Genomic DNA, 18,286 nt, shown 5'->3' with positions numbered 1-18,286 from the left:
TTGTCGCTTATGACTGATTTTTTGTTCTCACGGCCTATGTCGAGTCCACTTGGCAAAAACAGTCACACGCTCAAGACCAGCGTTCCGGACTTGCTGAAAGACCGGGTTGAAGACCTGGCTCGAGAGCTTGGGACTGGCGAATCTGAGGTCATCCGAGACATCTTGCTGCTGTATTTCGAGGGCGTCACGATGAGTGAGGTGAAAGCCAATCATCAGGCCGCGGTGCTCAAAAAGAAAGCCTCACCGCTGGCCAGGAACTGGTTCAGTTCTGGACAAAAAAAGGCTGAGGAGCCTGAAGGAGTTGGGGTATGACCAGCATCATCAGTATTGCTGGCGGCGGTGCTGCAGCCGTAACCATGACTAGCCTGGAGCTGGTCGAGTTCATCAACAGCCAGCGCGGCGAGGATGAAGCCGAGCTACGTCATGACAGTTTCATGGGCAAGGTTCCAAAGGTGTTGGGCGAAGCCGCCCCAAAATTCCTTGGAACCGCTTCCTACACAGTGAACAACGCGGTGCGCTCGCGCTCGATCTATAGCTTTCCAAAGCGCGAAGCGTGCTTGATGGCAATGAGCTACAGCTACGAGCTGCAGGCTAAGGTTTTCGATCGTATGTCTGCGCTCGAGGCTGCGCTGGCGCCAAAGATCCCGCAGACATTGTCAGAAGCTTTGCGCCTTGCTGCAGACATGGCTGATCGTAATGAGGCGCTGGCACTTGAGCGCGATGAAGCCATTCGGACCAAGGCGCTAATTGGAAGTCGGCGAGAAGCAACTGCCATGGCAACTGCCGCTGCGGCAAAGCGTGAAGCGACGCGACTGCAGCATGAGCTTGGCCACAACACTCGGCATGCCACGATCATCGCAGTGGAGCGGGCCACGAACAGCAGGTTCGCAAAGAACGCCTATGTCGAATTGCGCCGATGGTGCAAGCAGTACGGAATCAAGCCCGCCGAAGTCCAGGACCCGCGGTACGGAACTGTGAAAGCATGGCCGGCCGGCGCGTGGGCTGCTGTGTTTGGCATTGAACTGTGCGATTTTTTTTCTGAGGTGGCATGAGCATGGCTACCGACGCACGAATCTCGGTGGCACTTCCATCGCACCCAAAAACCAAGAAGCTGAAACGCCGACTCAAGGCTGACGGCGTACTCGCATGCATCTACCTGTTCCTGTGGGCGTCAGCCAATCGGCCTGACGGCGATCTATCCGGCTTGTCAGACGAGGATATTGAGCTCGCCGTCGATTGGGACGGCGAGGACGGCGCGTTCGTTTGTGCCATGGTTGAGGTTGGATTTCTCGACGGACAAGAGATGTGCAGATCCATCCACGACTGGGAGGACCACAACCCATGGGCAGCAGGATCTGAAGCCAGATCGGAAAAGTCCCGTTGGGCCGCGTTGTGCAAACAGTACGGACGCAACGAGGCTGCCAGGCGCATGCCCGAATATGCCGAACGCATCGGCGCGGCACCAGTTGAGGAAGCCAGCAAAGTGCCAGAAAGTGCCACTGGCACTCATGTGGCAGTGCCCGAAAGTGCCAGTGGCACGCTAGTAGCAGATTCTGGCACTGCCCCGTCTCCGTCTCCGTCTCCGTCTCCGTCTCCGTCTCCGTCTCCGTCTCCGTCTCCGTCTCCGTCTCCATATTCCGTACCTATCGGTACGGGCGGCGAGCCGCCAAAGTTGACGGACCCGAACGAAATCATTTTCGGCTATGGGGTCCCACTGCTGACCAATGCCGGCACGCCAGACCGTCAGGCCAGATCTTTCCTCGGAGGACTGCGCAAGGCCTACGGAGACGAGGCCCTCATCAACAAGCTCCGCGAATGCTTCCGCGAGAAACCTCTGCAGCCGCTTGAGTGGCTCGCCGCCGCCATGCCGCCGCCCGGAGGTGCGGCAAAGCGAAAGGTCCCGAAGCGTGATGACTTCGAATCCAAAAATTATGGCGAAGGAGTGATGCTGGTATGAGCTATCTGGACGGCTTAGTGCACAACCCGCCGAAGGAAAAAACGGCGCATTGCGATGTGCACGGCGAGTACATGAGCCGGTGCTATCTGCGCAATGCGTGGCTTGGGTGCCCGACGTGCGAATCCGAGAGGAAGGCGCAAGACGAAGCGACGCAGCGTGCGCACAACGAGAAGATGGCGGCTCAAAGATGGCAAGCCAAGCTCGATCGAGCGGGCATCCCGCCGAGGTTCCACGATCGCACCATCGATGGCTATGTGGCCCGCACCCCGGAGCAGAAGGCCGCAGTGGCGTTTGCCCGCGAGTACGCCGAGAGCTTCGAGGGCGTGACTGCTACGGGGCGCTGTGCGCTCTTTCTGGGTAAGCCAGGGACAGGGAAAACCCACCTGGCCACGGCCATCGGTCTGCATGCCATGCGGAGTCATGGCGCAAAGGTGCTGTTCACGACGGTGCTCAGGGCTGTGCGTCTGGTCAAGGACTCATGGGGGCGTAACGGCGGTCCATCGGAGTCTCAGGTGATCGAGTCTATGGTGTTTCCGGACCTTCTGATCCTTGATGAAGTCGGAGTTCAGTTCGGATCGGAGTTTGAGAAGAACATCCTGTTCGACATCCTGAACGAGCGCTACGAGCTGCGCAAGCCGACGATCATGCTGTCGAACCTGTCACTCGATGAAGTGCGAGATTTCGTCGGGGAGCGGGTCATGGACCGTATTCGTGAGGATGGCGGTGCAGTTGTCCCGTTCACATGGGAGAGCCACCGGAGGACCGCTGCATGAGCTTTGCGGAAATCATTGGGTGGTGGCTGATCGCGGTGAATGCGCTGGCATTTGTCGGCCTGCTTGCGGTTGGCGTGTGGTCTGTCGTGGCTGGTCTGTGGGGTGGTCGATGAGCGGAAAACGCAAACTGCACTACAGCAGGGCTTCAGTCTTGGCGATGCTGGCTGACGGCCCGAAGCGGATCACTGACATTGCTGGCAGCAAGTCGCCGCCGACCGTGGCGCGAGCCCGTGCTGTGGTTGATGAGTTGATGCGTGAGGGCGCGGTTTCTGTCGTTTCGATTGGCGTATCCCGACGGTTCGCGCTGGCCGGATGGCAGGAGCCCGTCGAGCAGTTCGTGCGGCGCACGCTCGAGGACTGCGTGCCGACAGTGGACGGCTGCATGTTGTGGTCCGGCAAGAACGTCTCGGATGATGGTTATCCCATTGGTCGGTATCTCGGCAGGTCTGTTTCGCTTCGCAAGCTGATCCACGAGGTTTCAGCCGGCACGCCTCTTCCGGGCTCGCATTTCATCGAGACGACGTGCGGCAATCCGAAGTGCCTGGAGCCGGATCACCTGGTCCAGGTCACGCGCTCGGCGAAGCTCAAGGGGCACGCAAAGCCGATGTCGCAGCGTTGGAAGACGGCGATGGCGAAGCGCCGCGGATCCATGTTGGACGAGTCGATGGTTGCCCACATCCGTGCAAGCGATAAGAGCCTGCGCGAGTTGTCCAAAGAGTTGGGTGGCATTCCGCAGTCCACGATCTCGCAGGTGCGCAGCGGTCGAACCTGGAAGACCTACACGGCGAGTCCGTTTCAAGGGCTGATCGATGGGAGGAAGGCTGCATGAGCGACCGACAGACATTCACCGTCCGCGACGCGGTGCAAGGCTACCCGGTGATGCAGCGAGCCTGGCAGTTTGCAAAGGCAAACGTGATGGCCGGCCGGCCGATGCTCGTCGAGGTCAGGCCGCTGACGCGCTCTCTGGAGCAGAACGCCCGTCTGCACGCATCCATTGCAGACATCGCTCGGCAGAAAGAGTGGGGCGGTAAGCGCTGGACGGTCGAGGAGTGGAAACGTCTGCTCGCCGCTGCATGGTGCCGCGCAAAGGCGCAAGGGGTGGAGATGGTGCCAGCTATCGACGGTCAGGGGTTTGACGTGCTGTACCAGCGCACCAGCACCTTGACCAAGGCGGAATGCGCTGACCTGCTGGACTACATCTACTCATGGGGAGTGAAAAACGGAGTGGTGTTCACCGATCCGGCGCCAGAAGGGTGGGAAGCGTGAAGCCATCACAGCCCAAGGCCCGGCCATGCCCCATCTGCTCGAAGTTGTTCGCTCCCGCTCGCATGGGCCAGAAGGTATGCAGTCCTCGATGCGCGGCAAAGCAGGTCAAGCAGGAAAAGGCCCTGGAGCGCGCAAAGATCAGGACGCGCAAGGAGGCCATCAAGACCCTTCCGGTCCTCAAAGCCGAGGCCCAGCGGGAGTTCAACGCATTCATCCGTCTTCGGGACAGGCTCGCGGGATATGCGTGCATATCCAGTGGTCGGCCGCTCGATTGGTCCGGCAATGGGGTAGACGCCGGGCACTACAGAAGCGTCGGTGCCGCGCCGCATCTCCGATTTAACGAAAGAAACTGTCACGCCCAATCGAAAAAGGATAACCAGTGGCTGGCCGGAAATGCCGTCGATTACCGCATCGGCCTGATAGCCAGGATTGGCCTTGCTGCCGTCGAGGCTCTGGAAGCCGATAACAGGGTCAAGAAATGGACTCGCGACGAACTGATCGAGATTCGAGACATATACCGCGCAAAGGTGCGTGCACTGAAACGACTGATGGAGCAATGAATGAATAACAGCACGCTGGAAGCACAGACCGCCCACTCGCACGACACAGGTTCGATGCGCAACCGAATCAGTAGCACGCAGCGAGTTTATGACGCTGTGCGAGATCTACGCGAGGCCGACCAGATCGCCACACGGGAAACGGTTGCGGAGGCATCGAGCCTGAAGCTATCAATCGTTGACGACCGCCTGCGTAGCCTGGTCGATGATGGCCGGCTCAAGCGTTTGATCCGTGGCGTCTATGAGCTGGTCGAGGTATTTCCAGAGCCGCGCGCTCTCTCATGCACGATCCAATCGGACGGCTGGATCAAGGTGGAACTCGGCGATGAACTGCTAACCATGACTCCAAGCGAAGCGCGCAGATTGGCGCGAGCGTTGGGCGGGTTTGTGGAGGATGTGCGCGTAATCGAGAGTACGAAGGCCCATCTGCTCGTTGCGACAGAGCTGGCTGCATCGGTTGAAGCCCAGGCGCGCGAGATCAAAGCGCTGCGGAAGCACATACGCACTCAACCAGACTTACTGGAGAAATAACAGCATAGGGTTTTGAGTCTGATCGCGCCATCCAGACACTCATGGGATGGGACGCAAATCGAAACTGACAGATGCACAGCAACTTTTTCAGGTTGCGTGCAACTTCCTGCAATCCAGAAACGATGTGGCCTGCGCTGCCGCTGGTGTGCAGGTCATCCAATACGCACCATTCGCCACGATCTCTCAGGTCAGAAAGGAGTTCGAGTCATGGGCCGAAAATCTCGCCTGACACCAGAGCAATGGGATGAGGTTGAACGCCGGCACTTTGTAGATGGAGAGTCGGTAAGCGCTCTCGCGCGTGAGTTCGGAATTGATGAAGCGGCGATCCGGAGAAAAATAAGTCCGAAAAAGTCCGAGATTCGGAAATTGGCAGAGCAAAAGGTTGCGGCTGACGCTAAGAGCAAGGAAATCACTAGGATCGTCGAAGCTATGCCGCCAGTTATGCAGGCACAGTTCCAGACGCTCACAAGCAGCCTGACAAGAATTAGCCAGCATCTGGCCAGCGCTGCTGAGTACGGGTCGGCTACTGCGCACCGGTTGAGCGCCCTGGCGCATGCAGAAGTTTCAAAGGTCGATGACGCAGACCCGCTAAACCGTGAGAGCCTGGAGGCGATGAAGGGCGTTGCAGCGCTCACGAAGCTTGCCAACGAGTCCAGCAGCATCGCACTCAACCTGCTGGCTGCGAATAAGGAAGCGGTAACGAAGCTCAATGAGCCGCCGGCGCCAGAAGCACCACGCATTATTGAACTGGTGGCGATGAAATGAGCAAGGTGAAGATCACGCTGCCAGCAAAGCTGATCCCTGTTTTCGAGGGTGAGGCAGACTTCCGTGGCGCCTATGGCGGTCGCGGAAGCGCTAAGACGCGAAGTTTCGCAAAGATGGTGGCTGTCGCTGGGTATCGGTTCGGCCAGCGCGGAATCAAGGGAATTCTGGTGTGTGCGCGACAATTTATGAACTCCCTGGAGGATTCATCTTTAGAGGAGTGCAAGCGTGCGATCGAGGATGAACCGTTCCTGGCGGCGTACTACGAGATCGGAGACAAGTACATCAAAAGCCGCGATGGGCGGATCAGCTTTGCGTTTGCTGGCCTGGATCGAAACATTGCCAGCATCAAATCGAAAGGCCGCATCCTTCTGTGCTGGGTTGATGAGGCAGAGCCCGTCACCGATTTAGCGTGGTCAACGTTGATTCCAACGCTGCGAGAAGAAGGTGACGATTGGAGTGCAGAGCTGTGGGTTACATGGAACCCACTACGGCGTACTGCACCAGTAGAAAAGCGTTTTCGCGCAACCAAAGATCCGAGAACAAAGGTAGTGGAGCTGAACTGGCGCGACAACCCGCGCTTTCCTGCGATCCTTGAGCGCGCGCGCCAGCGCGATATGGAAGAGCGGCCGGAGCAGTATCCGCATGTTTGGGATGGCGAGTACGCCACGGTGCTTGAGGGGGCCTACTACGCCAAGTATCTTGCCAAGGCAAAGGAGCAAGGGCGCATTGGTGCTGTCACCGCCGACCCGTTGATGGCGTTGCGAGGCTTCATCGACCTGGGCGGAACTGGGGCGCGGGCAGATGCGTTTGCTGTCTGGATTGCGCAGTTTGTGGGCTTGCAAATCCGCGTGCTCGATTACTACGAGGCAGTTGGCCAGCCCCTGGCTACGCACCTTGAGTGGATGCGCGAGCGAGGCTACACGCCAGACAGGCTGCAAATCTGGTTGCCCCATGATGGATTGACGCATGACCGCATTCAACCAATGACGTTTGAAGGCGCTTTTCAGGCTGCAGGTTACACGGTGACGACGGTGCCAAACCAAGGCGCTGGCGCAGCAAAACAGCGCATCGAGGCGGCGCGCAGGCTGTTCCCAAGTATGTGGTTCGACGAGGTTGCCACCGAACCTGGTCGCGCAGCGCTGGGTTGGTATCACGAGAAGCGGGATCAGAACCGAGGTATTGGCCTTGGCCCGAACCACGACTGGGCGTCACACGGGGCAGATGCTTTTGGGCTGATGGCTGTGGCGCATGAGGCCCCGACAACGCATACCTACGAACCACCGCCGCCTGACGACTGGCGCATGTGAGGCAACCATGGACATGACAACCAACATCCTTGATGAACATGAGGTACAGGATGGCGCAGACACGCCATTAACGCTCAACGAGTTCGCCGCCATCGTGCGCGAGGCGATCAACCAGCCACCCTGGCGCGTGAATGCGGACAAGGAAGCGGACTACGCCGACGGCAACCAGCTATCGACCGACCTGCTGAGAAAGCAGGCCGAGCTGGGCATCCCGCCAGCCAAGGAGAACATCATCACACCTGCAATCGCCGCGGTGTGCGGCTATGAGGCGAAAACGCGCACGGATTGGCGCGTGACACCTGATGGCGAGCCGGGTGGCCAGGATGTGGCGGACGCGATCAATTTCCGCCTCAATCAAGCCGAGCGCCACTCGAAAGCAGATCGAGCGCTGTCGCAGGCGTTTCGCGCTGCAGTGACAGTGGGGTTGGGCTGGGTTGAAGTGGCGCGCCCTCCTAATTCGCTGGAGTTTCCTTTTCGTTGCCGCTATATCCACCGCAACGAAATCTGGTGGGACATGAAGTGCCAGGAGCCAGACCTTGCCGATGCGCGCTGGCTCTACCGCCGCCGTTGGGTGGATCGTACAAAAGCGGCGCAGTTGTTCCCTGGGCATCGCGACGTGATCATGCGGTCGATGGATAAGTGGATTGCGGATAACGTGGGCGAGATGCTGGAGGGCGGCCAGTCCACTGGCCTGCTGGCAGCCGCAGAGGCTGAGCGCGCCTGGACGGTTCACGAGGACAACTGGTACAACGAGGAAAATCAGACAGTCGCAATAACCGAGGTTTGGTATCGCCGCTGGGTTCCGGTTGTGATGTTGGTGATGCGCGATGGCCGGGCGGTCGAGTTTGACGAAGCCAATGAGTTGCACCAAGCTGCGCTGGCGATTGGGCGCGGCAGGTTGCAGGAGCAGATCGTTGCGCGCATGCGCCGGGCGTTCTGGATTGGGCCGCACTGCCTGCATGACGGCCCGACCCCGTACTCGCACCAGCATTTCCCCTACGTGCCGGTTTGGGGTTACCGCGAGGACATGACCGGCATCCCGTATGGGTTGGTGCGGGACATGATTTTTCCGCAGGACAACCTGAATGCGACGACTGCCAAGCTGCGCTGGGGTATGGCATCGGTGCGTACGGAGCGAACCAAGGGTGCGGTGGCGATGAGTGATGCGCAGTTCCGCCAGCAGATTGCCCGCGCCAGTGCGGACATCGTGTTGGATGAACAGCACATGGCCAAGCAGGGCGCGCGGTTCGAGGTGCACCGAGACTTCCAGCTCAACGCCCAGCAGTTCCAGTTGATGACGGACAGTCGCGAGGCGGTGCAGCGCGTCTCGGGCATCACGGCGTCGTTCCAGGGGCAGAAGGGCACTGCGACGAGCGGTTTGCAGGAGCAGACACAGCTTGAGCAGTCGGAAATCTCGCTGGCCGACCTGATGGATGGGTTCAAGGACAGCCGTACGCTGGTGGGCGAGTTGCTGATGGCGCTGATCATCGAAGACATGGGCAAGCAAGAGCAGGTCATTGTGATCGAAGGCGACGTGCTCGACCCGCCACGCACCGTGGTCATTAACCATCCCGAGGTGGATCCGCAGACAGGCATTGAGTACCTGAGCAACGACATCAATCGCACGAAGCTGATGGTTGCGCTGGAGGATGTTCCGTCATCGAGCGGGTTCCGAGCGCAGCAACTGAACGCGCTGAGCGAGGCGGTCAAGGCGTTGCCGCCTACCGTGCAACAGGTGATGATGCCGTTCATGGTCGATTTGATGGACCTGCCGCGCAAAGAGCAGGTTGTGCAGGCGATCCAGCAGGCGACAGCGCAAGCTGACCCTGAGCAGATCAGGGAGCAGGTCAAGCAGGAACTGATGCACGACTTGAAGGAGCGTGAACTGGCTCTGCGAGAGCGTGAGATTGCCGCGCGCGAGAAGTTGATGGCCGCCCAACAGGTGCAGACCGGTGTGCAGGCCAGCTACAGCGCCATGCAGGCCGGCGCACAGATCGCGCAGATGCCGATGATCGCGCCTATCGCTGACGTCATCATGCAGTCCAGTGGCTACCAGAGACCGACGCCGGATGGAGATGACCCGGATTTCCCGGTGCCTGCGGCCGCGCCGCTGGAACCGCAGTCTGGACTTGGCGGCGCGGCCGCAGATGTTCCGCAGAACACCAGCCCAGCATTCCCGCCGGTGCCGCAAGAGCCAGGGCGGGGCATGGATGGGATCGAAACGCAGCGGATTGAGGACAACATCGCGGCCGACCCCGTATAGGGTTTTGAGTTTCAAGCCGACCGCTAAACACTGCTGCCAATCCATACGCACAACGTTTGGAGAAGTTGACCATCTCGTAATGCGAGATGGCATTTCCCGCGGCAGGAGAGTGTGACGGGTGGCGGCTTCGGTGCCGGCCTTCCGCTCGATCGCTTGCGCTTGACCGGATGGATGTCCGGTGCGGAGTGAGCATGAGTTTGACCCCTCAGGAAGCTGCAGCGCTGTTGGCGCAGGCAGAAAACGGTGAACTGTCGCTGGATGGTGAGCAGGGCGCTGGAGACGCCAAAGAGCCAGAGCAGCAGCAAGGCGGTGCCCAGCAAGGCCAGCAGTCCGAGCGAAAGCAGGACGAAGGCAATGGCACGGGCAATGGCGGCGAGTCGGATGACGCGCCCGAAGGCGCGCCCATCGCCAGCAAGTCTGGTACGTACACGATCCCCTACGAAAAGCTGGTTGAGGCTCGTGATCGTGCCCAGCAGGCCGAAGCCCGCGCTCAGGCGCTCGAGCAGCAACTTGCCGAGCTGAGCGCGAAGCAGCAGGCCAATATCGCCCAGGCGCAAGACCAAGCGCAGGCCAGAGCGGATGCCGGCCAAGCACAGACCAGTGCAGACAAGACGCTGGAGTCTGTTCAGGGGGCTATCGAAAGTGGCGCGGATGTTTCGCTGTTCGGCGATTTCTCTGCAGAGGCTATGGCCAACGGGATGCGAATGCTTGCCGCCCAGGCGGAAGAGCGGCTGTTCCAGCGGCTCAAGTCCGAGCAGGAGCAGGCGTTGACGCCCTATGCGAATCAGCAGCATCAAACCGCAGAGCAAGCGCATCAGCAGGCCATCCTGAGCAAACACGCAGATGCGCACGAGATTGTTCAGTCCGCAGAGTACGCCGCATGGCTGAAATCGCTGCCGTCGTTCATGCGCTCAAGCGTGGAGAGTACGGTGGGCAATGGATCGGCTGCGGAAATCGTGGAGGTACTGGACACATTCAAGGCCCAGCACAAGCCCGTAACGCAGGACAAGCCCAAGGCGCCGGAGGTGCCAAAGTATGTCCCCAATTCTCTCTCTGACGTTGCCGGGGCGCCGCACACGGACGTGGTGCAGCAGACGCTGGAATCAGCAGAGAACCCCGCATCACTGCTGGATCGCATGGCGGGCATGACGCCGGAGCAACTCGAACGCGTGATGAACGCGGTCTAACCAAATCAACCGGGCCACTTTTTGATGAGTCGCCCACGCAATCCAATTGAAGGAGGTCATCATGACCAATAAAACCGTCGTGGCCGCCGCTTCCGAGAAGGCCATGTATGTTCAGGCTGCAGGGCTGTTCGCGCAGTCCATGCAGCGCAATTCGACGTTGGGTCGCCTGTCTGGCACCTTGCCCAAGGGTGAAGGAGGTGCCTCCGAGACCATCCGCAAGCAGACCACGGCAGACATGCCAATCGTCAAAACGGTTGACCTGTCGCGCGGCAAAGGCGACGAGGTTGAGTTCCAGTTCTTGCAGCCGTTCGGCGCATACCCGATCATGGGCAGCCGCATGGCCGAGGGCAAGGGCACTGGTTTGACATACGATCAGGCGCGTGTCCGCGTGAACCAAGCACGTCTTCCGGTGGATCTGGGCGACACCATGACTGGTCTGCGCTCGGTGGTGGATTTCCGCAAGCTGGGCCGCCCGGTGGCTCAAAGCGTGATGGATGCGTTCCTGGATCAATCGCTACTGGTGCACATGGCTGGCGCGCGCGGCTTCCAGACTGGCATCGAGTGGCGTGTACCTACCGCTGACCATCCGCAGTTTGCGGAATTCCTGGTCAACCCGGTGCTGGCGCCGACCAAGAACCGCCACTACCTGGCCGATGGCACGCACGGCGTGGCGCCTGTCAGCGTCGCCGGCGGTGAGATTGGCCTGCAGACGACCGATGTGCTGAGCATGGACGTGGTGGATGGCATCCGTACCACCATCGAATCCATCCAGCTGCCACCGCCCGCGGTGAAGATCCCCGGTGACATCGTGGCCGAGGACTCGCCGCTGCGCTGCCTGCTGGTATCGCCTGCGCAGTACCACGCGTTCGCCGCTGATCCGCAATTCCGCCAGCTCCAGGTCGCGGCGATGAATCGCGCAGCCAAGGCCAAGCAGCATCCGCTGTTCCTGGGCGAGGTGGGGCTGTGGAACGGTGTGCTGATCTGCAAGATGCCCAAGCCGATCCGCTTCTACGCCGGCGACGAAATCCGCTATGCGGCGTCGTTCACCAGCGAGACTGAAAGCGTGGCGACTGTCCCAGCTTCGTTTGGCACCACGCACGCAGTGGATCGCGCCATCCTGCTGGGCGGCCAGGCGGTTGCGCAAGCCTTCGCGGCCAGCGGCCACGGTGGCATGCCGTTCTTCTGGAAAGAGAAGACGTTTGACCACGACGACAAGCGCGAACTGCTGATCGGCGCCATCCAGGGCTCGAGCAAAGTGCGCTGGGCGGTGGATCAAGGCAACGGCGTCAAGCACATCACCGACCACGGCGCAATCGCGATCGACACGGCGGTGAAGATCATCCCTGGCGAGCGCACCGCCTAAGCGGCACACGCAGGGCTTCGGCCCTGCTGTTTTCCACTCAATTCATTTCAACGCATTTCTACGGAGGCCGACATGGCAACCATTACCAAGACGATCAAGGACGCAGGTGTGTCGCTGGGCTCTACTCCCTGGGGCAACCTGTCCGCGCTGCGCTATCTGCTGGCTACCAATGCCGCTGGCGCGGTTCTCAACTCCGACTCCACGGCTGCGGCGGCCCAAGGCGATGTGATCCGCATCGGCATCCTGCCAGCGGGTTTCCGTTTCGTGGACAGCCAGGTGCTGGTCAAGGTTGGCCTGACGGCCAGCGTCACAGGAAAGCTGGGCTTCGCCTATGTGGACGGCAAGGACGACACCGCTGCACCACAAGACGATGACTACTTTGGCACCGGGCTGGTGCTGTCCGCCGCTGCGCGCCTGCGCAATGCGACGGCCAACGGCACGGTGGTCCTGAAGAAGGATGCCTACCTGACGTTGACATTGGCCGGCGCAGACAACGCCAAGGCGTCCGAGGTCGAGGTTGTCATCTTCGGTATTGCCGAAGGCGTCAACTAAGAACAGGCTGGCCGGGCGACCGGCTGGCCGCAGGAGGCATTCATGAATTTCATCAAGATCCAATACACCGGGCGCAAGCCCTACCGCGACGCGACGAAGCTGCGCAATGTCTGGGCGCCAGGCGATGCCAAGCTGGTGCCGGAGCTTGACGCGAAGATGCTACTGCGCTTTGCGGAGTTCCAGCCTGCCGAGGCCAAGCAACAGGCCGACCCTGCAGCCAAGCAAGAGGACGCCGAAGTCCAACAGGCCAAGGCGGCGCAAGAAGCGGCAGAGGCCGAGGCCAAGCAACAGGCCGATCTGCTCGCTGGTGTGCTGGCCGAGATCGAGAGCATGGATAAAGCCGCTCTTGAGGCCTACGCCAAGCGCTATGAGGTCGAGTTGGACAAGCGCAAGGCCGTCGGCACGCTGCGCATCGAGGTGCAGAACCTCGTGGAAGCGCATGGGGTGATCTGATGACCCTTTCTGAACTGATTCGCCGGTTTCGTACGCTGGCAAACGACAAGGTCGAGCCGTATTTCTGGAGCGATGCGGAGCTGACGGATTGGTTCAACGATGCGCAGGATCAGGCGTCCGTTCGTGGCCGCTTGCTGCGCGATACCACAACTCCTGCTGTCTGCAGAATTGATCTGCTGGCCGGGCAGCAGGCGTACCCTCTGCATCCGGCCCTCTATGAAATCATCTCGCTGCAGATTCAGCCGGCGCCTGACCACCCGCGCCGCGATGTGCGACGTGTGGCGATCAAGGCGCCTGAGTGGCTGGACCAGCACGCGCGGGATTGGCGTGCAATGGACTGCCCGGCCATCTGGGCGCTGCAGGACGAAACCACGCTGACGCTGGTAGGCAAGTTGGTGGATGGCGAGGTGCTGGAGATCGAAGCGTACCGACTGCCATTGCGCAGGCTGGATCAGCCCAGCGACGAGCCAGAGATTCACCAGGCCAGTCATGTGCATTTGATCCAGTGGGTCCTGCACCAGGCGTTCAGCATTCCTGACACTGAGGTGTTCGACCCCCAGCGATCGATCAATGCCGAGGCTGCTTTCACGCGCTACTTCGGCCCGCTGCCAGACAGCGACATGCGCCGCATCACCCGAGAGGACGTGGTGCACCAGAACGTTTCAATCCTCGCGTGAGTCACGCGACAAAGGGACTTTTGCCATATGCACGGATTTAACATCAAAGACCAAGAGCAGTGGGAGCAGATGCACCAGCCGCGCGGGCTGTTCCCAAAGCGCGGACCCGTTGTCGGACCCGGCACCAGTACCTCGGACAGCGTGCGCACCGATCTTCCCGAGGGCTCGTTTGTGATGCCCGCCGACTCTACCGACAAGATGGGTCATGAGAATCTGGTCGCGATGGGCGTCGAGCCGCCCCGTGGATTGCCGCCTGAGAATCGCCCGCCACCGCCGCCTGTTGAGATTCCCGGCGTGGCCATGCCGCGCGGCCTGTTCCCTAAGCCGCGCGCGCCAGCTCCCGAATTGCCGGAGCATTTGCGCCCGCGCGGCCTGTTTCCGCGCAAGAATGTGCCGGTGGCACTGAGCAACGGTGAGCATGTTCTCTCGCCTGAGCAGGTGCATGGCGTGGGCGTGAAGGCACTTGAGCAGATGAAGGACCAGACGCATGTGCCGCGAGGGCTTGGCAAGCCGCCAAAGCCTGCCGAAGAGCCGCGCCTTGGCTTTAATGCGGAGAGGTTTGAGCGATTCGTGCAGCAAAAGAAAGAGCCGCAGCAGTTCTTCGCGCATGGTGGCCGCGTTGGTGGCTTTCCTGGCCGATGGATTCCGGATGAACCGCGCCAGCAATTGGCCAGTGGAGGCGTGGTTGATGAGAATGAACGCAGCAACCAAGGTCTGACGACTCCAACTACCCAGCGCGATTACCGGCAAGGTCTGGCGCGGCAGCAGCAGGCTGAAACCGCCCAGAGCCGGGCAGCGTGGGGCGCAGACTATTCCGCCAATGGCGCACAGAGTGCGGCAGAAGCTCGTGCGGCTATGCTGCCGAGACAGCGCAATGCAAGCGTGCGGCCGTTTCGTCCAGAGGTTGAGGCTCAGACCAATCCGCGTGTGACCAGCACCCCTCCGCCTGCATATAACGCGACGGGAGCAGGGCCGACGCGCACAGCGGCGGCGCAACAGACGGGCCTCGCGGGAAGAGTCAACACGGAGTCTCAGGGGCTCTTGGGCGTCTCCGGCCTCTCAACCGCCGGTCGTTATGCGAATCCATCGCTGAATACTGTCGCGTCGCCGGAGCTTGCGCAGCCGACCCCCCCCGCGCCACGGCAGTCACAGGGCAATTCTCCCGTAGCCTACGAGGCCGACAGCCGAACCGGTAAAACCAACGCTCAGGTCGCGGCTGACAACCCGCAGGGTCGCGTGCAGATGGTGCGTAAGCCTGATGGCAGTATGGCATTCAGCGGCACGGATGTGAGTGGGCCGGTTTCGTACACCGGCGCAGACGGGCAGGCTCTACCTGGTGCTGGCATCCGTGGCAGCGGATTCGGTCGAGTGGACACCGTTGCCGCTTCTGCAATGGGATCCGCTCGGGGCTTACCATCGGCATATCAGCAGGTCAAGGCTGCGCAGGATGCGGCTGCGGCCCGCGGCGATATTGACGCGCTTCAGAGAGTTGGCGCGGTATCCGGCGGGGTGCCGCAAACAGCTATGGCTTCGGGTGGTCGGAGAACCCCGGCCGCCTTCGGCTTTGACCCTGAGAATCGCAACGCACAGGCGGCGAGGAAAAGGGTTCTCGACTCACTTTCGAATGACAGCAGCTTGACCCGTTCGCAGCGAGCCGCGCTTGCAGAGGTCTATCGCACCCAGGTTGGAGCGGAGAGTCAAACAGAGCGGCTGGGTGCCGAGGCTCGCACAGCAGACGCCGATCGACTGGCGCGGTCTCAGCAGTCAGCCGCCGAAATCTCCGCGGAGAACATGCGTGAGAGTGGGCGTAGTGCTATCAACAGCCGGGAATTGGCATTGAAAGAGGGGGAGGCGACGGATGCAGGGCGCTTGCGTGATCTTGAAATCGGTCAAGCTCAGCGACGGGCCAGCATCCTCGCTCGCTACGACTCTGCCGCGCCAGAGGAACGGCAGTCGCTCGTGCAGCAGTATCCCGACGTGTTCGGCCGGGCGGACGGTAGCGATTGGCGCGTGCAAGTCACGCCGCAGACAAAGAACCAGGACGGATCAACAACCGAGGGTAGTGTGATCCGCTACAACCAGCGGACCGGACAGGTGGAGCGTGTTGAGGGCGGGGGAGGGCAGCAGGCGGTTGCGCAGCTGCCTGCCAGAGTCGGAGAGAGACAGATAGGGACGATTTACGCAATGCCAAATGGCCAGGCCGCACGGTGGACAAGTGATGGGTGGGAGCTGACTTAAGGCGGCGTCGGCGGTATCCCCATCTCCTCATCTGTGTAGTACCGCTTCTGACTGCCCGGATTCGCCCTCCTATTCCCTTGCTCAGATTGAGCGCTACCGGAGAAACCTGCCTCTTCATCTGTGAGGTAGCGGATGGGAGTGACGGTGTACATGTACATCTCACTCCCATTTTCACGATAGAAGATGATCTGAGGACTTTTTTCTCCCGATTTTGCCGTGTACTGCAATGAGCATGCGATCACATCGCCACGGTAGCCTGATGCCGCCAAACGCAAGGACGTTGCACCCGACGCGGCCATGCCCTGGTTGCCGAAATAGGTACAAATCTCCGCTGCCCCTTTGGCTTGGTCAAGCCGGGAAATTGTGTGCGTCAGCTCTGAGACGCGGCGCGGTTCGGCCTTCTCGTTGATGCTGTACATGGTGCCGGTTTCATTGCCGGAGCCGCGGCGGACATTGTCATAGCCGTGGCGTTTGATGTGCTCAAGCGGGTCAACCAGTTGTGCTGCCGTGCGTACGCTGTTGTCGCACAGTTCCGCACTTCGACCATCGCTATACAGGCACTGACAAGCCTGATTGATTGCGGCCGCCGCAGGCGCCCAAGTTGTGCCGCGGCTCTTCGCCACCGTGCAGGCATCGCCTGACTTTGGCCCGAACAGGCCCTTCCCTGATCCACGCTCGATGACAAAGTAGCCATCCGGGTGTGCTTGCTGGCACAGCCGCAAGCCCGCACCGAATCCTTGCGCGTTGGTGGTGCCCGGCATCGTCTCCAGCAGGCATTCTGCGTAGTTGGCCCCTGACCCAGCGAAGCCGGAAAGAGGAGCGACAAAAGCAGCTATGAGGAGAAGGCGTTTCATGCAACAAATTGTGTATGGCATGATTTATGATAGAACATTCCTTCAGCCCCCAACTCAAATGTCCTCACCTGTTCCACAAAACGAAACCGACCGTCTTGCCGAGCGGCTGACCGCATTGCAGGAACGGGATGAGGTCAGTAGGTTTGAGGAGCGTTTGATCCGCAAGGGAATCGAGAAATTGAGGAAAACGGACACCTTGTCGGCGGATCTGATTACTTGTGACCTGGAAAGCCTTCTTGGCAACCGCGAAGCTGTCATTCGGACGATTGGCAACATTGAGGCCAACGGACATGCACAGGAAGCAGGCTACGGCAAATTTTTCTTCAGCGCCAGGGTCTTGCAAGCAAGTAAGGCACACGAAATGCTAAGGTATGTATTTCCACACCCAACTAGGCCACTGCATCGTTCTGTTGAACAGCTCATGCTGGTTGGTGCTCATCGTGCGGTGTTGAGATTTGTAGAACAGGCGAAGGCTGAGAACATCGCCATCAAGGGGGCAACCATGATTCCAGTCGCTATGAAAGTCGTTTCCATCCTGGACCGGCTGCAGATATCTGACGAACAGATCATCCGCCTCATTGACGAAGCAGGGGTTGTGCTGGAAAAGCATGGGCATCACCGCACGCGCGGGATGATGCAATTCATCATCCCCCCAGGCACTGAAGACGACACGCAGCAAGGAGCGTTGCACATCGAGTACCGTGTGACTGCATCCGTTGATGAAGCGTCGAGCATGACGTGGGAGTTGGCTGACAGGATCGTCGAGCGCTGCCTGGATGTGGATGGGCTCACTGTCGGTTTTGCAGGGATCAACTGAATGTCTACAACGCCTGAGACGATCTTGGATTTGGCGATCGAGCTATCGAAACAGCCATCAGAGACAGCGCATCGATCAAGTGTTAGCCGTGCCTACTACAGTGGTTACCACGCCTCCATTCAGTATGAGTCGTCATTGCCGGCCGTTGGTAGAGAGGGCGGATCAGGAGGCACGCACAAGCGGTTGATCGATCGATTGAAGAGCCCTGATCAAGCGTGCTCTGCAGAGCAAAAGAGGGCTTCTCGTAAGATTGGCTTTGTCTTGGCAGGGCTTAAGAATAGACGTGTTGATGCAGATTACCTGCTGCAGATGAGCGGCGTTGATGATGTCGCCGCGCGTCAGGCAGTGGCGGATGTTGCGAGACTCTTGGCAATTGTGAGGTCTCAGTGATTTCTGAGCTGCCTGTGCGGCAGTGAACTAGAGCCTATCACGCGCAACCCGTTGCCGCACAGGCAGCTCAGAAACATCAAGGACTCGATGAGGTCAAGTAGATCACGTTCACTGCCGCGTAGGCAGCTCAGAAAAGCGAGCCTGCCACGACGTGGCGCATTTGGGCGTTCACTGCCGCGTAGGCAGCTCAGAAAACTGATGTCGTGCTCCAGAACCGAGATCGCAGGTTCACTGCCGCACAGGCAGCTTAGAAATCGCAGCCGCCTTTCCTGCGTCAGGGCAGGTGGATGCCGAAGCGAAGGGGGTCGAAGGGTGACAGGGATATCTGCATGTGAC

General features: G+C 60.1%; 20 protein-coding genes. 19 read left to right on the top strand and 1 reads right to left on the bottom strand.

Annotation, left to right across the window (positions count from 1 at the left end; all coding sequences use genetic code 11):
- Positions 1 to 9 precede the first annotated feature (9 nt).
- The 17 genes from EV687_RS04545 to EV687_RS04465 all read left to right on the top strand — a co-directional run bounded on the left by EV687_RS04545 (position 10) and on the right by EV687_RS04465 (position 15,889).
- Positions 10 to 312 (top strand): hypothetical protein, encoded by a 303-nt coding sequence (locus EV687_RS04545; protein WP_122226642.1) that lies wholly within the window; start codon positions 10 to 12, stop codon positions 310 to 312.
- A complete protein-coding gene (locus EV687_RS04540; protein WP_122226641.1) occupies positions 309 to 1,052 on the top strand; it encodes a hypothetical protein in 744 nt (247 codons plus the stop codon). Before EV687_RS04545 ends, EV687_RS04540 begins: the two co-directional genes overlap by 4 nt.
- Positions 1,053 to 1,054: 2 nt before the next feature.
- Complete coding sequence (locus EV687_RS19025) at positions 1,055 to 1,957, top strand: hypothetical protein (RefSeq protein ID WP_207226374.1); 903 nt, start codon at positions 1,055 to 1,057, stop codon at positions 1,955 to 1,957.
- Entirely contained in the window at positions 1,954 to 2,730 is a 777-nt protein-coding gene (locus tag EV687_RS04530; protein WP_122226640.1) for an ATP-binding protein, read from the top strand. Before EV687_RS19025 ends, EV687_RS04530 begins: the two co-directional genes overlap by 4 nt.
- 109 nt (positions 2,731 to 2,839) lie before the next feature.
- Complete coding sequence (locus EV687_RS04525; protein ID WP_130466447.1) at positions 2,840 to 3,559, top strand: hypothetical protein; 720 nt, start codon at positions 2,840 to 2,842, stop codon at positions 3,557 to 3,559.
- A complete protein-coding gene (locus EV687_RS04520) occupies positions 3,556 to 3,996 on the top strand; it encodes a recombination protein NinB (protein WP_122226638.1) in 441 nt (146 codons plus the stop codon). Before EV687_RS04525 ends, EV687_RS04520 begins: the two co-directional genes overlap by 4 nt.
- On the top strand, positions 3,936 to 4,556 hold the full coding sequence (locus EV687_RS04515) for a recombination protein NinG (protein ID WP_122226637.1): 621 nt from the start codon (positions 3,936 to 3,938) through the stop codon (positions 4,554 to 4,556). Before EV687_RS04520 ends, EV687_RS04515 begins: the two co-directional genes overlap by 61 nt.
- Positions 4,557 to 5,084, top strand: a complete 528-nt coding sequence (locus EV687_RS04510) for a hypothetical protein (protein WP_122226636.1) — start codon at positions 4,557 to 4,559, stop codon at positions 5,082 to 5,084.
- Positions 5,085 to 5,291: 207 nt separating this feature from the next.
- Positions 5,292 to 5,849, top strand: coding sequence for a helix-turn-helix domain-containing protein (locus tag EV687_RS04505; protein ID WP_122226635.1), 558 nt, complete (start codon positions 5,292 to 5,294; stop codon positions 5,847 to 5,849).
- The gene (locus EV687_RS04500) at positions 5,846 to 7,156 is read left to right on the top strand and encodes a phage terminase large subunit (protein ID WP_122226634.1); all 1,311 of its coding nucleotides are present in this window, start codon (positions 5,846 to 5,848) and stop codon (positions 7,154 to 7,156) included. The genes EV687_RS04505 and EV687_RS04500 overlap by 4 nt, the downstream gene beginning before the upstream one ends.
- Before the next feature lie 13 nt (positions 7,157 to 7,169).
- Complete coding sequence (locus EV687_RS04495) at positions 7,170 to 9,419, top strand: portal protein (RefSeq protein WP_242612463.1); 2,250 nt, start codon at positions 7,170 to 7,172, stop codon at positions 9,417 to 9,419.
- A gap of 191 nt (positions 9,420 to 9,610) precedes the next feature.
- Positions 9,611 to 10,606 carry a hypothetical protein gene (locus EV687_RS04490; protein ID WP_130466446.1) on the top strand — a complete coding sequence of 332 codons (996 nt, stop codon included), beginning with the start codon at positions 9,611 to 9,613 and terminating at the stop codon, positions 10,604 to 10,606.
- 61 nt (positions 10,607 to 10,667) lie between these two features.
- Positions 10,668 to 11,969, top strand: a complete 1,302-nt coding sequence (locus EV687_RS04485; RefSeq protein ID WP_122227202.1) for a phage capsid family protein — start codon at positions 10,668 to 10,670, stop codon at positions 11,967 to 11,969.
- Between the two features lie 72 nt (positions 11,970 to 12,041).
- Complete coding sequence (locus EV687_RS04480) at positions 12,042 to 12,521, top strand: hypothetical protein (protein ID WP_122226631.1); 480 nt, start codon at positions 12,042 to 12,044, stop codon at positions 12,519 to 12,521.
- Between the two features lie 42 nt (positions 12,522 to 12,563).
- A complete protein-coding gene (locus tag EV687_RS04475) occupies positions 12,564 to 12,974 on the top strand; it encodes a hypothetical protein (protein ID WP_122226630.1) in 411 nt (136 codons plus the stop codon).
- A complete protein-coding gene (locus tag EV687_RS04470) occupies positions 12,974 to 13,651 on the top strand; it encodes a phage adaptor protein (RefSeq protein WP_122226629.1) in 678 nt (225 codons plus the stop codon). Before EV687_RS04475 ends, EV687_RS04470 begins: the two co-directional genes overlap by 1 nt.
- A gap of 27 nt (positions 13,652 to 13,678) precedes the next feature.
- The gene (locus EV687_RS04465; protein WP_130466445.1) at positions 13,679 to 15,889 is read left to right on the top strand and encodes a hypothetical protein; all 2,211 of its coding nucleotides are present in this window, start codon (positions 13,679 to 13,681) and stop codon (positions 15,887 to 15,889) included.
- Here EV687_RS04465 and EV687_RS04460 read toward each other — a convergent pair.
- Positions 15,886 to 16,743 carry a hypothetical protein gene (locus EV687_RS04460; protein ID WP_122226626.1) on the bottom strand — a complete coding sequence of 286 codons (858 nt, stop codon included), beginning with the start codon at positions 16,741 to 16,743 and terminating at the stop codon, positions 15,886 to 15,888. The two genes, EV687_RS04465 and EV687_RS04460, sit on opposite strands and share 4 nt — an antisense overlap.
- Between EV687_RS04460 and EV687_RS04455 the strand changes: the two genes are divergently transcribed.
- Both EV687_RS04455 and EV687_RS18885 read left to right on the top strand, forming a co-directional pair.
- Complete coding sequence (locus EV687_RS04455) at positions 16,742 to 17,560, top strand: hypothetical protein (RefSeq protein WP_122226625.1); 819 nt, start codon at positions 16,742 to 16,744, stop codon at positions 17,558 to 17,560. The genes EV687_RS04460 and EV687_RS04455 overlap by 2 nt on opposite strands.
- The gene (locus EV687_RS18885; RefSeq protein ID WP_147474983.1) at positions 17,561 to 17,950 is read left to right on the top strand and encodes a hypothetical protein; all 390 of its coding nucleotides are present in this window, start codon (positions 17,561 to 17,563) and stop codon (positions 17,948 to 17,950) included.
- The last annotated feature ends 336 nt before the right edge of the window (positions 17,951 to 18,286 follow it).

It is taken from the genome of Corticibacter populi (assembly GCF_004217315.1).
In the GTDB taxonomy this organism is placed as follows: Bacteria; Pseudomonadota; Gammaproteobacteria; order Burkholderiales; family Burkholderiaceae_C; genus Lampropedia; species Lampropedia populi.
The sequence above is the reverse complement of the archived record's forward strand: the minus strand, read 5'-3'. Positions and strand labels throughout refer to the sequence as shown.

Excerpts from the sequence above, each read along its gene's own strand:
- EV687_RS04540 (WP_122226641.1), top strand. The coding sequence starts at position 309 with ATGACCAGCATCATCAGTATTGCTGGCGGCGGTGCTGCAGCCGTAACC.
- EV687_RS04460 (WP_122226626.1), bottom strand. The coding sequence starts at position 16,743 with ATGAAACGCCTTCTCCTCATAGCTGCTTTTGTCGCTCCTCTTTCCGGC.
- EV687_RS04465 (WP_130466445.1), top strand. The coding sequence starts at position 13,679 with ATGCACGGATTTAACATCAAAGACCAAGAGCAGTGGGAGCAGATGCAC.
- EV687_RS04545 (WP_122226642.1), top strand. The coding sequence starts at position 10 with ATGACTGATTTTTTGTTCTCACGGCCTATGTCGAGTCCACTTGGCAAA.
- EV687_RS04470 (WP_122226629.1), top strand. The coding sequence starts at position 12,974 with ATGACCCTTTCTGAACTGATTCGCCGGTTTCGTACGCTGGCAAACGAC.
- EV687_RS04505 (WP_122226635.1), top strand. The coding sequence starts at position 5,292 with ATGGGCCGAAAATCTCGCCTGACACCAGAGCAATGGGATGAGGTTGAA.
- EV687_RS19025 (WP_207226374.1), top strand. The coding sequence starts at position 1,055 with ATGGCTACCGACGCACGAATCTCGGTGGCACTTCCATCGCACCCAAAA.
- EV687_RS04500 (WP_122226634.1), top strand. The coding sequence starts at position 5,846 with ATGAGCAAGGTGAAGATCACGCTGCCAGCAAAGCTGATCCCTGTTTTC.
- EV687_RS04510 (WP_122226636.1), top strand. The coding sequence starts at position 4,557 with ATGAATAACAGCACGCTGGAAGCACAGACCGCCCACTCGCACGACACA.
- EV687_RS04475 (WP_122226630.1), top strand. The coding sequence starts at position 12,564 with ATGAATTTCATCAAGATCCAATACACCGGGCGCAAGCCCTACCGCGAC.
- EV687_RS18885 (WP_147474983.1), top strand. The coding sequence starts at position 17,561 with ATGTCTACAACGCCTGAGACGATCTTGGATTTGGCGATCGAGCTATCG.
- EV687_RS04455 (WP_122226625.1), top strand. The coding sequence starts at position 16,742 with ATGCAACAAATTGTGTATGGCATGATTTATGATAGAACATTCCTTCAG.
- EV687_RS04525 (WP_130466447.1), top strand. The coding sequence starts at position 2,840 with ATGAGCGGAAAACGCAAACTGCACTACAGCAGGGCTTCAGTCTTGGCG.
- EV687_RS04495 (WP_242612463.1), top strand. The coding sequence starts at position 7,170 with ATGACAACCAACATCCTTGATGAACATGAGGTACAGGATGGCGCAGAC.
- EV687_RS04490 (WP_130466446.1), top strand. The coding sequence starts at position 9,611 with ATGAGTTTGACCCCTCAGGAAGCTGCAGCGCTGTTGGCGCAGGCAGAA.
- EV687_RS04520 (WP_122226638.1), top strand. The coding sequence starts at position 3,556 with ATGAGCGACCGACAGACATTCACCGTCCGCGACGCGGTGCAAGGCTAC.
- EV687_RS04530 (WP_122226640.1), top strand. The coding sequence starts at position 1,954 with ATGAGCTATCTGGACGGCTTAGTGCACAACCCGCCGAAGGAAAAAACG.
- EV687_RS04515 (WP_122226637.1), top strand. The coding sequence starts at position 3,936 with ATGGGGAGTGAAAAACGGAGTGGTGTTCACCGATCCGGCGCCAGAAGG.
- EV687_RS04485 (WP_122227202.1), top strand. The coding sequence starts at position 10,668 with ATGACCAATAAAACCGTCGTGGCCGCCGCTTCCGAGAAGGCCATGTAT.
- EV687_RS04480 (WP_122226631.1), top strand. The coding sequence starts at position 12,042 with ATGGCAACCATTACCAAGACGATCAAGGACGCAGGTGTGTCGCTGGGC.